19 protein-coding genes and 1 tRNA gene are annotated in these 18,610 nt (G+C 67.7%); 13 read left to right on the forward strand and 7 right to left on the reverse strand.

What is annotated here, in order from left to right:
* Positions 1–32: 32 nt before the first annotated feature.
* The 4 genes from birA to CKY51_RS07665 all read left to right on the forward strand — a co-directional run bounded on the left by birA (position 33) and on the right by CKY51_RS07665 (position 2,565).
* Positions 33–998 carry a bifunctional biotin--[acetyl-CoA-carboxylase] ligase/biotin operon repressor BirA gene (birA, locus tag CKY51_RS07650; protein ID WP_022971123.1) on the forward strand — a complete coding sequence of 322 codons (966 nt, stop codon included), beginning with the start codon at positions 33–35 and terminating at the stop codon, positions 996–998.
* Positions 995–1,723: a type III pantothenate kinase gene (locus tag CKY51_RS07655; RefSeq protein WP_022971124.1), complete on the forward strand. Its 729-nt coding sequence runs from the start codon at positions 995–997 to the stop codon at positions 1,721–1,723. Before birA ends, CKY51_RS07655 begins: the two co-directional genes overlap by 4 nt.
* Positions 1,724–1,732: 9 nt before the next feature.
* Entirely contained in the window at positions 1,733–2,458 is a 726-nt protein-coding gene (locus CKY51_RS07660) for an SPOR domain-containing protein (RefSeq protein WP_152249067.1), read from the forward strand.
* A 31-nt stretch (positions 2,459–2,489) separates the two neighbouring features.
* Positions 2,490–2,565: transfer RNA gene (locus tag CKY51_RS07665), tRNA-Thr, on the forward strand.
* Between the two features lie 239 nt (positions 2,566–2,804).
* Here CKY51_RS07665 and tmk read toward each other — a convergent pair.
* The gene (gene tmk / locus CKY51_RS07670) at positions 2,805–3,488 is read right to left on the reverse strand and encodes a dTMP kinase (protein ID WP_022971798.1); all 684 of its coding nucleotides are present in this window, start codon (positions 3,486–3,488) and stop codon (positions 2,805–2,807) included.
* Positions 3,489–3,960: 472 nt separating this feature from the next.
* Here tmk and rocF point away from each other — a divergent pair, with 472 nt between their 5' ends.
* The 7 genes from rocF to CKY51_RS07705 all read left to right on the forward strand — a co-directional run bounded on the left by rocF (position 3,961) and on the right by CKY51_RS07705 (position 10,130).
* The gene (gene rocF, locus CKY51_RS07675; RefSeq protein ID WP_031339348.1) at positions 3,961–4,884 is read left to right on the forward strand and encodes an arginase; all 924 of its coding nucleotides are present in this window, start codon (positions 3,961–3,963) and stop codon (positions 4,882–4,884) included.
* Positions 4,885–4,992: 108 nt separating this feature from the next.
* On the forward strand, positions 4,993–5,145 hold the full coding sequence (locus tag CKY51_RS07680; protein ID WP_022971800.1) for an entericidin A/B family lipoprotein: 153 nt from the start codon (positions 4,993–4,995) through the stop codon (positions 5,143–5,145).
* Positions 5,146–5,226: 81 nt separating this feature from the next.
* Positions 5,227–5,361 carry an entericidin A/B family lipoprotein gene (locus CKY51_RS07685; protein WP_022971801.1) on the forward strand — a complete coding sequence of 45 codons (135 nt, stop codon included), beginning with the start codon at positions 5,227–5,229 and terminating at the stop codon, positions 5,359–5,361.
* 197 nt (positions 5,362–5,558) lie between these two features.
* On the forward strand, positions 5,559–5,768 hold the full coding sequence (locus CKY51_RS07690; protein WP_031339351.1) for a CsbD family protein: 210 nt from the start codon (positions 5,559–5,561) through the stop codon (positions 5,766–5,768).
* Between the two features lie 133 nt (positions 5,769–5,901).
* On the forward strand, positions 5,902–7,191 hold the full coding sequence (locus tag CKY51_RS07695; RefSeq protein WP_022971803.1) for a tryptophan--tRNA ligase: 1,290 nt from the start codon (positions 5,902–5,904) through the stop codon (positions 7,189–7,191).
* Between the two features lie 105 nt (positions 7,192–7,296).
* Positions 7,297–8,250: an MBL fold metallo-hydrolase gene (locus CKY51_RS07700; protein ID WP_022971804.1), complete on the forward strand. Its 954-nt coding sequence runs from the start codon at positions 7,297–7,299 to the stop codon at positions 8,248–8,250.
* Positions 8,251–8,477: 227 nt separating this feature from the next.
* Entirely contained in the window at positions 8,478–10,130 is a 1,653-nt protein-coding gene (locus CKY51_RS07705; RefSeq protein WP_022971805.1) for a M28 family metallopeptidase, read from the forward strand.
* 118 nt (positions 10,131–10,248) lie between these two features.
* Here CKY51_RS07705 and CKY51_RS07710 read toward each other — a convergent pair whose 3' ends face one another.
* Positions 10,249–10,659, reverse strand: coding sequence for a Rap1a/Tai family immunity protein (locus CKY51_RS07710; protein ID WP_022971806.1), 411 nt, complete (start codon positions 10,657–10,659; stop codon positions 10,249–10,251).
* A gap of 122 nt (positions 10,660–10,781) precedes the next feature.
* Between CKY51_RS07710 and yedA the strand changes: the two genes are divergently transcribed.
* Complete coding sequence (yedA, locus tag CKY51_RS07715) at positions 10,782–11,678, forward strand: drug/metabolite exporter YedA (RefSeq protein ID WP_031339353.1); 897 nt, start codon at positions 10,782–10,784, stop codon at positions 11,676–11,678.
* Complete coding sequence (rarD, locus tag CKY51_RS07720; protein WP_022971808.1) at positions 11,675–12,586, forward strand: EamA family transporter RarD; 912 nt, start codon at positions 11,675–11,677, stop codon at positions 12,584–12,586. Before yedA ends, rarD begins: the two co-directional genes overlap by 4 nt.
* Before the next feature lie 39 nt (positions 12,587–12,625).
* Here the strand turns inward: rarD and CKY51_RS07725 are convergent, their stop codons facing one another.
* The 5 genes from CKY51_RS07725 to CKY51_RS07745 all read right to left on the reverse strand — a co-directional run bounded on the left by CKY51_RS07725 (position 12,626) and on the right by CKY51_RS07745 (position 18,603).
* On the reverse strand, positions 12,626–13,741 hold the full coding sequence (locus CKY51_RS07725; protein ID WP_022971809.1) for an alpha/beta hydrolase family protein: 1,116 nt from the start codon (positions 13,739–13,741) through the stop codon (positions 12,626–12,628).
* Between the two features lie 144 nt (positions 13,742–13,885).
* Positions 13,886–15,196, reverse strand: coding sequence for an ABC transporter permease (locus CKY51_RS07730; RefSeq protein ID WP_022971810.1), 1,311 nt, complete (start codon positions 15,194–15,196; stop codon positions 13,886–13,888).
* 61 nt (positions 15,197–15,257) lie between these two features.
* Positions 15,258–16,415 (reverse strand): ABC transporter permease, encoded by a 1,158-nt coding sequence (locus CKY51_RS07735; protein WP_022971811.1) that lies wholly within the window; start codon positions 16,413–16,415, stop codon positions 15,258–15,260.
* A 13-nt stretch (positions 16,416–16,428) separates the two neighbouring features.
* Positions 16,429–17,118 (reverse strand): ABC transporter ATP-binding protein, encoded by a 690-nt coding sequence (locus CKY51_RS07740; protein WP_022971812.1) that lies wholly within the window; start codon positions 17,116–17,118, stop codon positions 16,429–16,431.
* Positions 17,119–17,361: 243 nt separating this feature from the next.
* The gene (locus tag CKY51_RS07745) at positions 17,362–18,603 is read right to left on the reverse strand and encodes an efflux RND transporter periplasmic adaptor subunit (RefSeq protein WP_022971813.1); all 1,242 of its coding nucleotides are present in this window, start codon (positions 18,601–18,603) and stop codon (positions 17,362–17,364) included.
* Positions 18,604–18,610: the final 7 nt, after the last annotated feature.

The raw sequence follows: 18,610 nt of genomic DNA on the forward strand, positions 1-18,610 counted from the left end.
CATAATTTACCCATCGATCTTGGGACCCTGCCGTGGACGACCGCGCGTTGCTGGCCAAACTTGCAAGCGGCCGGCTGTCCGGCGATGCCCTGGCGGCCGATGCCGGCTTGACCCGCGCCGCGGTCTGGAAGCGCATCCAGAACCTGCGGGCGGCCGGGGTGGCGATCGAGGGGCGGGCTGGCGACGGCTATCGGCTGTCCGCACCGCTGGACCTGCTGGACCCACAGTCGATCCGCCAGGCGCTCGGGGCCGAGGCCCAGGCTGGCCTGACAGCGCTGCAGGTCGCCTGGACGCTGGATTCCACCAACAGCCAACTGCTGGCGCAGCCGGCGCCCGCGCAGGGCGTGGCGGTGCTGCTGGCCGAGCGCCAGACCGGGGGCCGTGGCCGTCGTGGCCGGCAATGGATTTCGCCGCTGGCCGCGCATCTCTATCTATCGGCGTCGCGACGCTTTGGCGGCGGTCTGGGGCAACTGGCCGGCCTGAGCCTGGCGGTCGGGGTGGCAGTGGCCGAGGCCCTGCGTGGCTGCGGTTTCGCCGAGGTCGGGCTGAAGTGGCCCAACGACCTGCTGGCCCGCGACCGCAAGCTGGGCGGGCTGCTGATCGAAGGCGGCGGCGAAATCGCGGGCAACGCCCGTGCGGTGATCGGTCTGGGGCTCAACGTCCATATGCCGACCGAAGCGGCTGCGGCGATCGACCAGCCCTGGATCGACCTGGACACCCTGGCCGGCCAGGCGGTCACGCGCAATGCGGTGGCGGCCGCGATCCTCGACGCCCTGCTGCCGGCGCTGGACTTGTTCGAAGCGCAGGGACTGACGCCGTTCCTGTCGCGCTATGCCGCGCTGGACGTGCTGCGCGGCCGCCCGGTGCAGGTCGAGGAAGCCGGGTCCCGCCACCAGGGGATCGCGCTCGGGTTGGCGGCCGACGGCGCCTTGCGCGTGCAACTGGGCGAGCACGAGCGCCTGTTCCATAGCGGCGATGTCAGCGTGAGACCTGCATGAGCGATTGGTTGTTCGATCTGGGCAATTCGCGTTTCAAGTACGCCCCCTTGCAGGGACAGCGCGCCGGCGACGTGCAGGCCTGGGCGCATGGCGCCGAGGCGATGGATGCGGCGGCGCTGGCGGCCTTGCCGAGCGGGCGCATTGCCTACGTCGCCAGTGTCGCGGCGGCGAGCCTGACCGAGCGGGTGCTGGCTGGTCTGCAGACGCGCTTTGCGCAGGTGCAAGCGGTGCACACCGCGGCGGCCTGCGCCGGCATCCGCATCGCCTACGCCGATCCGCGCCGGTTCGGCGTGGACCGCTTCCTGGCACTGCTGGGCGCGCGTGCCGAGGTCCCGGTGCTGGTGGCCGGCGTTGGCACTGCGCTGACCATCGACCTGCTCGATGCCGACGGCCGCCATCACGGCGGTCGCATCGCCGCCTCGCCGACCACCATGCGCGAAGCCCTGCATGCGCGTGCGGTGCAGTTGCCGCCGGCCGGCGGTGACTATGTCGAGCTGGCCAACGATACCGCCGATGCGCTGGCGTCCGGCTGCGATGGTGCGGCGGTGGCGCTGATCGAGCGCAGCCTGTGGCATGCGCAGCACACCCTGGGCATCCCCGTCCGCCTGCTGCTGCACGGCGGTGGCGCCCCACCGCTGCTGCCACTGCTGCCGCAGGCGCAGTTCCGCGCGGCACTGGTGCTGGACGGGTTGGCGACCTGGGCGACGTATTCGGCGTCGCCGTAGAATCGACCCATGTACGTGCGCGCGCTCATCGTCGTCCTGATCGTCCTCAATGCCGGAGTGGCGTTGTGGTGGGCCGCGCAGCCGGCACCGGCCGCGCCCCCGGCGCCGGCCCAGCCGAGCGGGGTGGCGCCGCTGGAACTGCTGCCGGCACTGCCGAGCGCGCCAGCCACGATGGCCCCCCGGACCGCACCGGCCCCCACGCCGCCGTCGCCGGCCGAATCGGACCCTCCGGTCGCCGCCACGCCCGCCGCCATGCCCAGCGTCGCGCCCAGCGCCGCGCCGCCGCCGCGCTGTGCCAGCCTCGGACCGTATACGGCGCGCAGCGTGGCCGACGCCGCGCTGGCACAGGTGGCCGGCCAGGCGCGCCACGCACGTGTGCGCGAGGACCAGGATGCCGGCGTCAGCACCTTTCGCGTCATGCTGCCGGCGGTGGGCGACCGCGCCGCTGCGCAGGCGCTGGTCAAGCGCATCGCTGCGGCCGGCATCGGCGATTACTACGTCATCGCCCAGGGCGATGACACCAGTATCGCGCTGGGCCAGTACCAGAGCCGCGAGCGTGCCGAGCGGCGCCAGGCCACCCTGGTGGCGGCCGGTTTTCCGGCCAAGCTGGTGCCCAGTGGCAGTGGCCAGTCGCGCTGGTGGATCGACCTGCAGACCAGCGTGCCGATCGCCGGCCTGCAAGCGGCCGCGGGCGCCACGCGACAACGATCGCTCGACTGCGCCGCGCTGCGCTAGAATGCGCACCCTGCGCGCTGCGCAGGTTTTTGCCGGCATAGCTCAGTTGGTAGAGCAACCGCCTTGTAAGCGGTAGGTCCCCAGTTCGAATCCGGGTGTCGGCACCATTCAAGTCACGCGCAAGCGCGTGACCGCGTTGCGATTCGGCTCCAAGCGCGCGCCATGCCTGGGATGCGGGCGCGGCAATCTGGCCGACATTGCCCGGAGTCGACACGATTCCCGCCATGCGCTCTCCACGTTTTTCCCAGACGCTGCCAGCCGCGTCGACGATGTCGGACGACAGCGTTGATTCTTTGCGCTCGACGTGGGGGCGCGCCGGCACTGTCCGGCGACGGGCTTGCTCGGCTCAGGCCGGGCGGCCGGCCGAGAGCAATTGCAGGACATCGTCCGCCGAGGCCGCCGGTGTCGCGGTGGTCTGCAGGCGTTGGGCCATGGCTGCGGCAACGATGGCCAACGCTTGCCGCAACACGCTGTCGGCATCGGTGCGTGCATCCAGCACGTGTTTGCCTGGTAGCTCGAGGGTGTTGAAGATCGCCCGGCAGCGCTCCAGGTTCTCGGCCGTTTCGAAGTGGTTGGGAGCATCGCCGCGCGCGCGGATGCGTGCCAGGCCGGTGGCGGGCGGAAGGTCGAGCAGCAGCAAGACGTCCGGCCGCGGTGCAAAGGCGTTGAGCGCCATCAGGTTGTCCAGCGGCAGGCCCGCCGCGCCCTGGTAGGCAATCATCGACGGAAAGTAGCGATCCAGAATCACCACCTCGCCGCGCGCCAGCGCTGGTGCGATCAGTTGCTCGACATGGTCGCGGCGGTCGCGGATCAGCAGCGTGGCTTCCTCGTCCGCACTCAGGCGGCCGGTGGCTGCCGACTGACGCAACTGGGTGCCCCAGGGGCCATTGGTCGGCTCCTTGCTGCAGACCACCGGAATCTCGGCGGCGCTCAAGGTCTCGGCCAGACGTCTGGCGAGCGTGGTCTTGCCGGCTCCGTCGATCCCTTCGATCACGACGAGCAGGCCGCCAGGGGCAAGTGCGATTGTCATCGCGCTACTTTAGCCGATCGGTCGACTGCGGCCGATCCTTCCCGGAGGGATCACTGCAGCGAGGGCAGCTGTCGGGAATATCCTGATACTCCCCAATAGGGGGGATAGGCGCATACTGAACAAGTCAGGCATGGCGCTCAACCGTGCGGCGCTCGAGCAGCGTCCTTGTTGACATCAAGGAAGATGGACGCGTTCGCCGTCACCCTAGAGACGGCATCCTCCGCGTGACGCCCTTCGCTGGCACCGTCGTGACCATACTCCTTGTCTTCGCCGCACCGTTGCGCGGGCGTTACCGCATCGACCGCTCTGTGGCGTGCTGATCGATACCTTTACTCCCTGATGTCGCCAGCAAGGCAGCGCCGCACTGCGCGCTCCACCGCAAGGCCTGCGCGCGCGCTCGTGTTGCGTTGCCGCGCGTCAGCGCCGCACGCGCCGACTAGACTGCGCGGCTTTCCCGATGTTGGAGCACTACATGGCGACGCACTACCAGCCGGTTTCCCTGATTGGCGTTCCCACCGATATCGGTGCCGGCCACCGCGGCGCGCGCATGGGACCGGAGGCCTTGCGCATCGCTGGCCTGGGCGAGGCCTTGCAGGCGCGCGGCGTGGATGTGCGCGACCTCGGCAACCTGGATGGGCCACGCAATCCGTGGCAGGCACCACAGGCCGGGTACCGGCATCTGCAGGAAGTGGTGGCCTGGAACCGTGCGCTGATGGAAGCCAGCTACGCCGAACTGCGCGCCTGCCGCATGCCGATCATGCTCGGCGGCGATCATTGCCTGGGCATCGGTTCGATCACCGCGGTAGCGCGCCATTGCCGTGAACAGGAGCGGCCGCTGCGGGTGCTGTGGCTGGACGCGCATTCGGACTTCAACACCAGCGAGGTGACGCCGTCGGGCAATGTGCACGGCATGCCGGTGGCCTGCCTGTGCGGCCTGGGACCGCAGGCGCTGACCCATCTCGGTGGCAGTGCGCCCGCGCTGCACCCGGAGCAGGTGCGCCAGATCGGCATCCGCTCGGTCGATCCGGAGGAAAAGCGGTTGATCAAGCAGCATCGCATCGATGTATACGACATGCGCTACATCGACGAGGTCGGCATGAAGCGCACCATGGAAGCGGCGCTGGAGGGACTGTCTGCCGACACCCATCTGCACGTCAGTTTCGACGTGGATTTCCTCGACCCCAGCATCGCGCCTGGCGTCGGCACCACGGTTCCGGGCGGGCCGAATTATCGCGAAGCGCAGTTGGTGATGGAGATGATCGCCGACAGTGGGCGCATGGGATCGTTGGATATCGTCGAACTCAATCCCGTGCTCGACACCCGCAACGCGACCGCCGAGTTGGCGGTGGATCTGGTCGAGAGCCTGTTCGGAAAGTCGACCCTGATGCGGGATTAGTCACTGACTGAACATCGCCGCTCGCGTTCACATCAAATCCACGGCCGCGCAGTCAGATTTGGCGCCAAGCGAGTGCATCGGCACCGCACGAAGAACCGAGGAAGACCTATGAAGCGACTGCTGACACTGATGGTGCTGGGCCTGTTTTCGGCTGGCGTGATGACGGGCTGCAACACCGTCGCCGGCGCCGGCAAGGATATGCAGGGAGCGGGTCAGAAGGTTGAAAAGAAGGCCGAAGACTGTAACGACGGCAAGTGCTGATCACCGCATCGGCCGAGTCCTTGGCCGATGTATCCAATCGATTTGCGGCAGTCCGCCGCGAGCTATGAAGGAGTCCATCTTATGAAGCGTGCTATCGCGTTGCTGGTGCTGTCGATGCTGTCGGTAGGAATGCTGGCCGGTTGCAATACCGTGGCAGGCGCCGGCAAGGACGTGCAGGGTGCTGGCGAGAAGGTCGAAGACGCCGCGCGTCGTTGATCCGTTTCAGAGCCGAGAAAAAACGGGCCGACAGGCCCGTTTTTTTTGCCCGCGTCGCGGACCTGCGCACGGCCGCATGTCTTGGCACCCATTCATCGCGGTGAGTGTCGGCTTGACGGATCTTGATGCCTGGCGAACACCGCGATCGCCAACCTGCAGGCACGGTCAATCGCGGCCGCAGCCAAGCGGAGAACGCAATGAACACGGACATCATTTCCGGCAAGTGGACTCAACTGAAGGGCAAGATGCAGGCCAAGTGGGGCGATCTGACCGACGACGACTTCAAGGTCGCCGAGGGCAATGCCGAATACCTGCAGGGCAAACTGCAGGAGCGCTATGGCTGGGATCGCGACCGCGCCCAGAGCGAAGTACGGGCATTCGAGAAGTCGCTGAAAGACGAGCGCTGAGCCCGCGCCGCGCAGGCGCGGCCAATGGATCGACGAACGGGCCGCCCTGCAGGGCGGCCCGTTCGCGATGTGGGCCACGCCCGGTCGACTGGTCGGCTAGACTTGAGCGCTGGTTTCTCCGGCCCTCCTGTTCATGACCACCCGCGTTCTTACCGGCATCACCACCTCCGGCACCCCCCATCTGGGCAACTATGTCGGCGCGATCCGCCCGGCCATCCAGGCAAGCGCTGTTGCCGACACCGAGAGCTTCTACTTCCTGGCCGACCTGCACAGCCTGATCAAGGCGCAGGACCCAGCACGCACGCAGCGCTCGACGCTGGAAATCGCCGCCAGCTGGCTGGCCTGCGGGCTGGATCCGGCGAAGGTCTGGTTCTATCGCCAGTCCGACGTGCCGGAAACCACCGAGTTGATGTGGCTGCTCACCTGCGTGGCCGGCAAGGGCATCCTCAATCGCGCCCATGCCTACAAGGCGGCCGTGGACAAGAACCGCGAGCAGGGCGAAGACGAGGACGCCGGCGTGACCGCCGGATTGTTCATGTACCCGGTACTGATGGCCGCCGACATTCTGATCTTCAATGCGCACAAGGTGCCGGTGGGCCGCGACCAGGTGCAGCACATCGAAATGGCACGCGATTTCGCCCAGCGCTTCAATCATGTCTACGGCCGGGAGCACTTCGTGCTGCCGGAGGCGGCGATCGACGAGCAGGTCGCCACCTTGCCAGGCCTGGATGGCCGCAAGATGAGCAAGAGTTACCACAACACCATCCCGCTGTTCGCCCCGCGCGAGGAGTTGCGCAAGCTGGTGTTCTCCATCCTCACCGATTCGCGTGCACCGGGCGAGCCGAAGGACACCCAGGGCTCGGCGCTGTTCCAGCTGTATCAGGCGTTTGCCGCACCGGCCGAGACGGCGGCGTTCGCGCAGGCGTTTGCCGAGGGCATCGGTTGGGGCGATGTCAAGCAACGGCTGTTCGAACGGGTGGACCAGGAGATCGCGCCGCTGCGTGCGCGCTACGACGCGCTGATGGCCGAACCGACCAAGATCGAGGCGATCCTGCGCGACGGCGGCGCGCGCCTGCGCGCCCGCTATGCCACGCCCTTGCTGGCCGAACTGCGCGATGCGGTGGGGTTGCGGGATCTGTCCAGCCAATCGGGCAGTGCCGAGGGCACGGCGACCAGCAAGGCCGCACTGCCGGTTTTCAAGCAATACCGTGAGCAGGATGGGCAGTTCTACTTCAAGCTCGCCGATGCGGCCGGTACGGTGCTGCTGCAAAGCGATGGCTTCGCATCGCCGCGCGACGCCGGGCAGTTGATCGCGCGTTTGAAGCAAGCCGAGCAGCCGGCCCAGCTGCAGTTGCCGGGCGTGCATGCGCAGTGTCCAGCAGAGACGGTGCTGGCGGCGCTACAGGCGCTGCGCGCGGACTGAGCGCAGCGCGGTGCGCATGGCGCATGCGCACTGCAGCATGCGCGCCGCTTGTGCAGATCGCATCACCGCGCAATGCAGTTTCCTGTTTCCCCTTGCGGAGGCGAGATGAGCCGTACGCCCGATCACGGCATCTGGACCATCGATACCGGCTTTGGTGGCGCCCAATTCGATGCCGCCTACCTGATCGTCGAAGACGGCCAGGCGGCATTCGTCGACTGCGGTACCACGCACTCGGTGCCCCGCATGCTCGCGGCGTTGGACCAGGCCGGCATCGCACCGGCGCAGGTCGCGTGGCTGGTGCTGACGCATGTGCATCTGGACCACGCGGGCGGGGCCGGTGCGCTGCTGCAGCAGCTGCCGAGCGCGCGCGTGCTGGTGCATCCACGCGGTGCGCCCCATCTGATCGATCCCAGCCGACTGATCGCCGGTGCCAGCGCGGTGTACGGTGAGGCCGAGCTGGCACGCAGCTACGGACGGGTCCTGCCGATAGCGGAAGAACGCATCGTTGCCGCCAGCGATGGGCATCGCGTGCGATTGGGCGCACGGGAGCTGCGCAGCATCGAGACGCCCGGGCATGCGCGGCACCATGTGTGCCTGTGGGATGCGCGCAGCCGCAGCTGGTTCACCGGCGACACCTTCGGTTTGTCCTACCGCGCGCTGGACAGTGCGCAAGGTCCGCTCATCCTGCCGACGTCCTCGCCGGTGCAGTTCGAGCCGGAGGCAATGCTGGCCTCGATTGCGCGCCTGCTGGAGACCGCGCCGGAAGCGATGTACCTGACCCATTACGGGCGGGTGGCGCCACCGGCACCGTTGGCGCAGGCCTTGGCCGAGCAGATCCATGCGATGACCGCACTCGCGCGCGAATGCAATGCCCACGCCGACCCGGCGCAACGACATCGTTGCCTGGTGGCGGCGCTGACCGCGCTCTACCTGCAGCGTGCGCGTGACCATGGCTGCGCACAGGACGCGGCGACCATCGCGCACCTGTTGGCCACCGATATCGAACTCAACGCACAAGGCCTGGCGTGCTGGTTGGACCGCGCGCCGCGCGCGCAGTGAACACTGCGACCGGCGCGCATTGCCGTTGCCGCTGTCCATGATCGGCAACGTGATGCGGTTGGGTAGGCAGCTGGATCGGCGATCGCTGTGAGATCGGGGCGGCTGCGTGCGATCACGTTGCGCGTGCGGCCCGGAGGCGCGCAAGTCGCAGTCGACAGCGACTTTTGTGCTGCAGGCTTTGTAAACTTGCGGTCATCTCGTTCCTGCAAGGCCTCGCCGTGAATCCGATGCGCATCCTGTTGCTGTCCGCCTGTCTGTTCGTCGGAGGCGTGGCGCACGCGGCCAACGACCTGCCTGGCGGCGGCATCGATGCAGAGGCCTTATCGCGTCACGTGCAGCTGCTGGCGTCCGATGCGTTCGAAGGCCGCGCGCCGGCCAGTGCCGGCGAACAGCGCACGGTCGACTACCTGGTCGAGCAGTTCAAGGCATCGGGATTGCAGCCTGGCGGCAACAACGGCAGCTGGACCCAGGCGGTGCCGTTGGTGCGTGCGCAGGTCGACGGGCCGGTGCAGGCCAGCCTGCAGATCGGTGGGCAGCGGCAGCCGCTGGTCAATGGCACCGACGTGACGCTGCAGAGTCTGCGGCCGCAGGCCAAGGTGGCACTGAAGGATGCACCGCTGGTCTTCGTCGGCTATGGCATTAGCGCGCCGGAGCGCGACTGGGACGACTACAAGGGGGTGGACCTGCGCGGCAAGATCGCGGTGATGCTGATCAACGATGCCGATTTCGAGACGGCCGCGCCGGGTGCTTTCGATGGCAAGTCGGTCACGTATTACGGGCGTTGGACCTACAAGTACGAGGAGGCAGCGCGACGCGGCGCGGCCGGCGTGTTGATCGTGCACGAGACCGCGCCGGCTGCCTACGGTTGGGCGACGGTGCAGAGCTCGGGAATGTCGCCGTTGTTCGATATCGAGCGCAGCGATGCCGAGGCCAAGGCGCAGCATGTGGCGGTGCGCGGCTGGATGCAGCGGACGCTGGCGGTGTCGCTGTTCCAGCGCGCCGGGCTGGATTTCGAGCAGGCCAAGCGGCGTGCCCAGCAGCGTGACTTCACCCCGATGGTGCTGGGCGATGCGCGGTTGTCGGTCGCCTTCAAGCTCAAGCGCGAGCGCGTGGTGACCCATAACGTGGTCGCCAAGCTCACGGGCAGCACGCATCCCGACGAAACGGTGATCTTCTCTGCGCATTGGGACGCCTTCGGTCTGGGCCAGGCCGATGCCAGTGGCGATCGCGTGCGGCGCGGTGCGGTGGACAACGCCACCGGCGTGGCCAGCGTGCTGGAACTGGCGCGGGTATTCGCCGCAGGGCCCAAGCCGCAGCGCACGCTGTACTTCATCGCCCTGACGGCCGAAGAGAAGGGCCTGCTCGGCGCCAATTACTACGCGGCGCATCCGCTGGCGCCGTTGGACAAGACCGTGGCCGTGCTCAACATGGAGATGTTCAGCCCCGATGGTGCTACCCATGACATCGCCTCGTGGGGGCGTGGACGCGTCTCGCTGGAGGGCGCATTGGAGCAGGCGGCGCAGGCGCGCGGACGGCGCTACTCGCCCGATCCCAACCTGGAAGCCGGTTTCTTCTATCGTGCCGACCACTTCGCCTTCGCGCGGGTCGGCGTGCCGGCGATCACCGTGGGGCCCGGGCTGGACAAGCTCGACGGTGGCCTTGCCGCCGGCAAGGCGCTGCGCGAGAAGTACTTCGCCGACTGCTACCATCAGCCCTGCGATCGCTGGACGCCGCAATGGGATGCCAGCGGACACGCCGCCGACACCACGCTGGTCTACGATGTCGGCGCCGCACTGGCCAATGGTCGGCAATGGCCGGCCTGGCAGGAGGGCTCGGAGTTCAAGGCGATCCGCGCACGCAGCGATGCCGCGCGCCGCTGAGGCGCTGGCGGCAAGAACGGCGACGGACGCCTCCGTTCACCGCGCTGATCGCCGCAGCTGAGGGCAGGCCGCACAGCGCCGGCAGCTGTCGATGCGAAGGCGAATCGTGCCGACGCAGTCAGCGTGCTGGGCGGCGCGAGGCGGCAGGTCTGCAGGGATAGCGCTTTGCCAAGGCCTGGACGATCAGGGTAGTGGCGGGCTCGTCCAGACGCGCATCCGGCAGCGCGTTGAGGTCGGCCAGCAAGGCCTGCACGTCCGGTGGACCGGCCTGGCCGGCCGGGCGGCACCACCGCTGTCCTTCGCTGCCAGCAGCGATGCCGAGCAGATAGGCCGCGGCGGTGCGCGCGGACACCATGACCCGCAGTTCGGTCTGCTGCGGGTCCAGATCGGCCGCCAGCGATCCATCCAGTGGGGCTTCCAGCAGCTGATGCCCGCTCATCTCCCAGGGAGCTGCAGACGTGCTCGCCAGCGTGGTGTTGCAAAGCGCGGCCAGCAAGGGCAACGCGAGCCAGCTCCGGTTGGATGCCATCAACGACTCCCTTCTCGATGAGTCACCTGTCCGTCGTGGCGGCCAAGGCGTGCACGGGTGCGCGGCTTGCACGATACCAGGTGATTTAGAATAACCATCTCCGCTGTGTCTGGCACCGTCCGATGTCTTCCTCTCCTGTCGCCGTCGCGCCTGCGCGCGGCGGTGTTGTCGTTTTCGCGTTGTTGTTGGTCTATGTCGTGTGGGGCTCGACGTATCTGGCGATCCGTTTCGCGCTGCAAGGCGGTGCGCAACCGCTGACGATGGTGTCGGGCAGCCGCTTCATCGTCGCCGGCACGCTGTTGTATGCGGTGCTGCGCTGGCGCGGCGTGGCGGCGCCGACGCGCGCGCAGTGGAAGAACGTGGCGCTGATGGGGGTGGCATTGCTGTTGCTGGGCAACGGCATGGTGGTCCTGGCCGAGCGCAGCGTCTCCTCGGGATTGGCGGCCACGGCGGTGGCATCGGTGCCCTTGTGGATGGCCTTGTTCGGTGCGCTGCGCGGGCAGCATGCCAGCGTGGGGGAGTGGGCCGGCATCGCGATCGGCTTTGCCGGCGTGGTCTGGCTCAACGCCGGCAGCAGCCTGACCGCCACGCCGGGCGGACTGGTGTTGTTGCTGATCGCACCGATCGGCTGGGCGTTCGGCTCGGTGTGGTCGCGCGGGCGCGACCTGCCGACGCCCTTCATGACCGCCGCCGGGCAAATGCTGTGCGGCGGCGTGTTGTTGGTGACGACCGGCCTGCTGCTGGGCGAGCGCCCCACTGCCTGGCCGAGCAGCTCCGGATTGCTGGCGGTGGCCTACCTGTGCGTGTTCGGTTCGATCGTCGCGTTTACCGCCTACGTGTGGTTGCTGCACCATGTGCGGCCGGCGTTGGCCGGTAGCTACGCCTACATCAATCCGGTGATCGCGGTGGCCTTGGGCGCATGGTTGGGCAGTGAACAATTCGGCATGCAGGATCTCGGGGCGATGGTGGTGATCCTGAGCGGCGTGGTGGTGCTGACCCTGGCCAGGGCGCGGCGATGAGTAACGCTGCTGCGGCCGAGGCGCGGCGCGGCCTGCTGATCACCGCGTCGGCGTTCGTGCTGTGGGGCGTGGTGCCGTTGTACTGGCACCTGCTCAAGGCGGTGCCGTCGTTGCAGATCATCGCCCACCGCATCGTCTGGAGCACCGTGCTGGTGGTGGCGTGGCTGCTGCTCAGCTCCGGCGTGGGCTGGTGGCGCACCATCGCCGCGCAGCCGCGGGCCTTGTCGATCCTGCTGGCCAGCAGCATGGCCATCGCCTTCAATTGGGGGCTGTACATCTGGGCGATCAATGCCGGCCATGTGATCGAGGCGAGCCTGGGCTATTTCATCAATCCGCTGTTGAGCGTGTTGCTGGGCGTGCTGGTGCTCAAGGAGCGGCTGCGCGGCATCCAGTGGCTGGCGGTGGCCTGTGCGACGGTGGGCGTGCTCTGGCTGACCGTGGACGCCGGCACGCCGCCTTGGATCGCCCTGGGGTTGGCCACCTCGTTCGGTCTGTATGGGTTATTGCGCAAGCTGGTGGCGGTCGATCCGGTCGCCGGGCTCGGCGTGGAAAGCCTGTACCTGTTCGTGCCGGCGCTGCTGCTGGCCGGCTGGGGCGAGCAAGGCCATGGCGGGGCGTTCTTCAGCGGTTGGAGCCTGCGAACCGATCTGATGCTGATCTTCGGCGGCGTGGTCACGGCCTTGCCGTTGATCGGCTTCGCCTACGGTGTGCGGCGCATCCCGTTGTCGTTGGTCGGCATCCTGCAGTACATCGCGCCGACGCTGCAGTTGCTGCTGGGCGTGTGGTTCTTCCACGAGCCATTCGACACCGGCCGGGCGATCGGCTTCGTCTGCATCTGGATCGGCTTGTTGCTGTTCGTCGGCGACAGCGTGTTGCGCGCCCGTCGTCAGCCCACTCCGCCGCGCTGAGGCTGCGGCGCGATTGACGACCGTGGCGTCCTCGCAGGCTCAGCTGCGGCTGGCCGGCGTTGGGTCGGTCTGTGCCAGGGTGCCGGCCGGCAGGGTTTGCGGCGCCGGGCAGTGCCCCGACGCGGCTGGGGTCTGCGCCATCCACTGCTCGATCGGTGCACCCAGCACATCCAGGCGCATCGGCAGGCTCAGGTGGTCTTCGCCGGCCATCTCGATGTAGTGCGCCCGCGTGCTGGCGGCCGCCAGCCTGCGCCCATGCGCCACCGGGATATGGTGGTCGGCCGCGCCGTGCAGCACCAACACGCAGGCGCGGGTGCGGGCCAGCGCTGCAGCGACATCCACGCGGTCCAGGTCGAGCTGCAATTGGCGGTCGGCAGCAGCGATCACCGCGTCGATGTCCTGGCCGCCGTAGCGCCAGCGCGCATAGCTGGCCACTGCCTGCGCGCGCCAGCCATGCGGCTGGCTGGCCAGCATGTGCGGCACCATGTCGCGGATGCCGCGGCCGGCATTGGCGAAGGATTCCATCGCCACCACCCCGGCGACGCGGTCGCCCAGCTTGTCGGCGCTGAACACCGCCGTGGCGGCGCCGTAGGAAATGCCGAACAGGTACAACGGCCCCCGGACCTCGCCGCGCGGCTGCAGGGCATCGAGCACGGCGATCACGTCGTCCGATTCGCGGGTGCCGTAGCCGGCCGGGCCACCGCCGGAATGGCCGTGGTTGCGCAAATCGATGGTGATGACGCGGTAGCCGGCCTGGGCCAGGTGCAGCGACCATGGCAGCAGCGAATCGCCGTCCATCATCCATCCGTGCAGCAGCACGACGGTGCCGCGCGGCGTCGGCGCCGGTGCGCTGGGCGGATGGAAGGTGACGTCTACGTCTAGCGCGTGCGCCGGATCCTGTCGCTTGCCGAGATAGCGGTAGCGCAAGCCGTAGTCGCCCGGGTCGATCGCACGCCAGAAGATCGGCACCTGATCGCGGCCGAGCACATGACCGCTGCGCGACGGCACCATCGCGATGCTGGCGGCGATGCGGTCCTCGTCCAGCAATGGCGATACCCCGCCCGGAGCGACCAGGCGCTCGCTGAGTGAGGTGGAGGAGGACGAGCAGGCCGCCAGCCAAAGGCAGCTGCAGGCCAGCAACAGCAGGCGCTTCATAGGCGGACGATCGGTCGACAACGCGGCCGCGCAGGCTACGCCCGCAGCGCCGGTCGCATCTACCGCAGTGCGGTGACAAAACGATGACAGCTGCCCGTGCGTTCAGCCACCGGCCGCGGCGGGCTGCTGCGGCCAGGCAGAGCGCTAGATCTCCCGCAACGCGGTGGTGATCGGCAGGCGCGCCGCTCGCAGCGCCGGGAACAGTCCGCCAACCAAGCCAATACCCAACGCCCACTTCAGGCCGCTCCATAGCAGCGGCGGCGAGACCTTGAACTGGAACACCACCTGGCTGAAGCTGCTCCCCAGGGTGGAGACGCTGTAGCCATTGAAGACCGCCCAGGCGATCAGTCCGCCGAGCAACCCGCCCAGCAGCGCCAGCAGCATGGTTTCCAGCATCACCGCCACCACCACCGGCAGGCCGCGGAAGCCGATCGCGCGCATCGTCGCGATCTCCCGGGCGCGGGTGGCGACTGCGGCATACATGGTGTTGAGCGCGCCGAACACCGCGCCGATCGCCATGATGGTGCCGATGAAGGTGCCCAGGATCTCCAATACCTTGCTCAGGCTGCCGCCCTGCTTGCGGTAGTACTCTCGGGTGGTGAACACGTCCAACTTGAGCCGCTGATCGGCCTGCATCGCCGCCTTGAACTGGCGGAAGCCATCCTGGCCCTGGGTGCGTACGCTGATCGACTGATAGGCGCTGCGGTTATAGGTGGTGGCCAGGGTCTGGGTGTCGGTCCACAGTTCCGAGTCGTGCGCATCGCCGCTGGCGAACACGCCCACCACGGTCCACACCTGGTTGCCGAGGGTGAGGCTGCGGCCGACGTCCAGGCCGCGAAACTGCGACTGCGCCCCCTTGCCGACGACCATCTCGCGCAGGCCAGGCGTGAAGCGCCGACCCTGCACGATCTTCACCTTGTCGTGCACCGCCCACGCCTGCTCGCCGACGCCGCGGAACTGCGCATTGACATCGGTGCCGTCGGATTTGGACAGCAGGTTGACCACCTGCGCCAGTTCCGGCGATGCCAGCGGCCGGTTGTCGGCCGCGCGCGCCACTCCGGGCAGGCCTTCGATCAGCGGAAGCTGCTCGCGGGTGATCACCGAGTTGGTCTCGGCCTGCGAGCCGCCACGCAACACGATGGCGGTGGTGTCGTCGCCGGTGCTCTCCAACGTGGCCTGGAACCCCTGGCCCATCGCCAGCATCGCCACCAGCACGCCGACCACGCCGGCAATGCCGACCACGATCACCGAACTGGCGCCCCAGCGTTGCGGCAGGCTGGCGATGCCGATGCGCGCGGCGGCCAGCGACAGCCGACCGGTGCGGGTGATCAGCAGTAGCACCGCGGCCACGGCCACCAGTGCCAGCACCAGGAACCAGGGCAGGGCGATCCAGATTCCCAGGCAGATCGTCAGTGCCACGATCGCCAGCAGATTCCATAACCATTGCGTCTTCATTGCAGTATTCCTCGGGTCTGCGTCGCCATCGGTGGCAGCGATGTTCTGGGAAGCTGCGGGCTCAGCGCCCGGCCAGGGCGTCGACGATCTTCAGCCGCTGCGCACGCAGCGCCGGCAGCAGGCCGACCACCAGGCCGATCACGACAATCAGCACCGCCGCGATCAGCCAGGTCTGCGTGGGTACCGCATGCACCGGCAGCGCGCCGCCGCTGACGCTTCCCAGCACTGGAATCGCCACCGCTGCCAACACCATCCCGAGCAGGCCGCCCAGGCCGATCAGCAAGACCGATTCGACGATCACCAACGACAGCACCGTGCGGTCCTGAAAGCCCAGCGTCTTGAGCGTGGCCAGTTCCGGAATGCGTTCTCGCACCGCCTGCGCCATGGTGTTGCCGGTCAACAGCACCAGGGTGAAGAACACCGCGCCCATGATCGAGGTGACGATCAGGCCGATGTCGGCGAACTGCTTCAAAAACGCTTGCTGGAACGCCGATTCGGTCTGCGATTTGGTCTCGTGATCGGAATTGGCCGACAGCGCATCGATCGCCTGCGCCACCCGCGACGCCTGTTCGGGGTTGTCCAGCCGCACCGTGTACCAGCTGACCTTGCTCTTGATGTAGTCGTTGCTCTCGTCGAAGTACTTCCAGTTCATCATCAACTGGTTTTCCGCCTGCACGTTGGCGCGGTCCTTGGCGCGGAAGATCGCTTTCAGTTCCAGCGGCCAATCGTTGCTGCCGCCACGCGGGAAGATGGTGGCCTGCAATGGAATGATGTCGCCGATCTTCCAGCCGTGCTTTTGCGCCAACGCCTCGCCGACTGCCGCGCCGGTGCGGGTCTCGCGGAACGCCTTCAGCTGCTGCGGTGCGACCTCGTATTCGCTGTAGACGTCGAAGAAATTGGGCGCCACCGAGAAATTGGGGAAGAAGTTCTTCGGATCCTTGTAGATGCCGCCGAACCACATGGCGTAGGTGACGTCGCGCACGCCCGGCACGCTGCGGATCTGCGACTCCAACCGTACCGGCAGCGATTGGGTGATCGACAGCCGCGAGGCCACCACCAGCCTGTTGGCGCCTTCCACCGAGCCGCCGGAGGTGAAGGCCACGCGGACCGAATCGAGCAGGCCGAACAGCAGGAAGGCAACGATCACCGAGAACAGGGTCAGCAGCGTCCGCGTCTTGCTGCGGAACAGCTGCGCCCAGATCAACGAGAAATACTTCATGGCGGTGCCTCGCTCAGTGCGCGACCGGCGCGTCGGCCAGTTCGCCCTTGTCCAGATGCACGGTGTGGGTGGCGTACTCGGCGGCCTTGGGATCGTGGGTGACCATGATGATGGTCTTGCCATGGCTGCGATTGAGTTCCTGCAGCAGCCCCAGGACTTCCTCGGCCGAGCGCCGGTCCAGGTCGCCGGTGGGCTCGTCGCAGATCAGGAACGTTGGATCGGACACGATGGCGCGGGCGATCGCCACGCGCTGCTGCTGGCCGCCGGACAGCTCGTTGGGCTTGTGGCTGCGGCGTTCGGCCAGCCCAACCAGCGTCAGCGCGATCTCGGCATTGCGCTTGCGTTGGGCAGCGCTGAGCGAGGTCAACAGCAACGGCAGCTCGACGTTCTTCTGCGCCGTCAGCATCGGCATCAGGTTATAGAACTGGAACACGAAACCGACATGGTGGCTGCGCCAGGTGGCGAGCTGGCCGCCGCTCATCCGATCGATGCGTTGACCTTCGATCTCGATCTCGCCGCCGCTGGGGCTATCCAGTCCACCGATCAGATTGAGCAAGGTGGTCTTGCCCGAGCCAGACGGACCCATCAGCGCGACGAAATCGCCGCTGGCGATTTCCAGGTCGATGCCGTGCAGGACCTGGACCTTTTCCGGGCCGCGTTGGTAGGTCTTGGTGATGTTGCGCAGGGTGACAAGAGCAGTCATGGCGGTTCCTGACAAGGCGAAGGACGAAGAAGGGCGGACGGGCAGGGCGGAGCGGAAATCGACGGCAACGGCATCACGACAGCGTGGGGCGATCCAACGGCAGGACTAACGCAGTGGCATGGCATCTGGATCGCGCAGCTGCACCTCTGGCAACCGACGATACGGCGTCGTGCATTTCGACAACGGTGGCCTGTTGCGCACCGGCGCGGCGCAAGCAACGACGGTGTCGCGCACCGGAGTGCACTACGGGCTGGCGTCGGCCTCGGCGACCTTGTCGCCGTCCTGCAGTTTGGGCGGCGGGTCCAGCACCACGGTGTCGCCAGCGCTCAGGCCGGTGAGCACCTGGCGGTCCTCGCCCAGCGCCATGCCGACCCCGACGGTCTGCGGGTGCACGCGATTCTGGTCATCGACCACGAACGCGACCGTGCGCGACTGGCGCTGCACCAGTGCCGCTGCCGGGACGCGGACGCCCTGTGGCTTGTTGGCGGCCTCGGGCTTGGGCTGTTCGAGGAAGCTGACCCGCACGCCCATTTCCGGCACGATGCGTGGGTCCTTGACCTTGAATGCCACCCGTACCTTTACCGTCGCCTTGCCGCGATCGGCGGTCGGGATGATGGCGATCACCTCGCCGGGAATCTTCCAGTCCGGATAGGCATTGAGCACCGCTTCCACCGCCATCTTCGGCTGTACGCGCCCGATGTAGGCTTCGCCGACCTCCACTTCGATCTCCAGCGAGTCCATATCCACGATGGTGCCGATGCCGGTGCGCGTGAAGCCACCGCCGGCCGACAGCGGCGACACGATTTCGCCGGGCTGCGCCGCCTTGGCGGTCACCACGCCTGCGAATGGCGCGTGCACCACGTTGAAATCCGAGCGAATACCGGCGATCGCCAATTGATCGGCGCCCACCTGCACATTGCGCTGCGCGTTCTGCAACTGCGCCCGCAGGGCATCGCGCTGGGAGACCGCCTGCTCGTACTGCGAGCGCGAGACCAGTTGTGCATCCACCAGCGACTGCAGACGTGCGGCATCGGCGTTGGCCACTTTCAGCTGCGCCTGCATATTGTCGACCAGGCTGCGCGCGGCGGCCAGTTGCGAGGCCGCGAGCGTGCGCTGGGCATCGGCATCGAGCGGATCCAGCGTGGCCATGACCTGGCCTTCGCTGACGCGCATGCCTTCTTCGATCAAGACCTCGCGGACTTTGCCGGTGACCTGGGCCGACACGGTGGCCATGCGGCGCGCGACCACGTAGCCGGAGGCATCCAGCACCGAGGCACTGCTGCTGCCCGCCGCGATCGCCACCACCGGCGCGGTGCGGACCTGCACCGGTGCGCTGCGGCCCCATAGCAGCCAGGCGCCGACCCCGAGCGCGAGCAGCACCAGCAGTGCCACCACGATCCACAGGCCACGTCGCGTCGGCGGCTCGCTTGGCGGAGCCTTGCGATCAATACGGAGTTCTTTGAGCAGATCGGCGGAAGTACTCATCGTGTCC

The sequence above is a fragment of the Xanthomonas maliensis genome, assembly GCF_009192945.1.
GTDB lineage: Bacteria > Pseudomonadota > Gammaproteobacteria > Xanthomonadales > Xanthomonadaceae > Xanthomonas > Xanthomonas maliensis.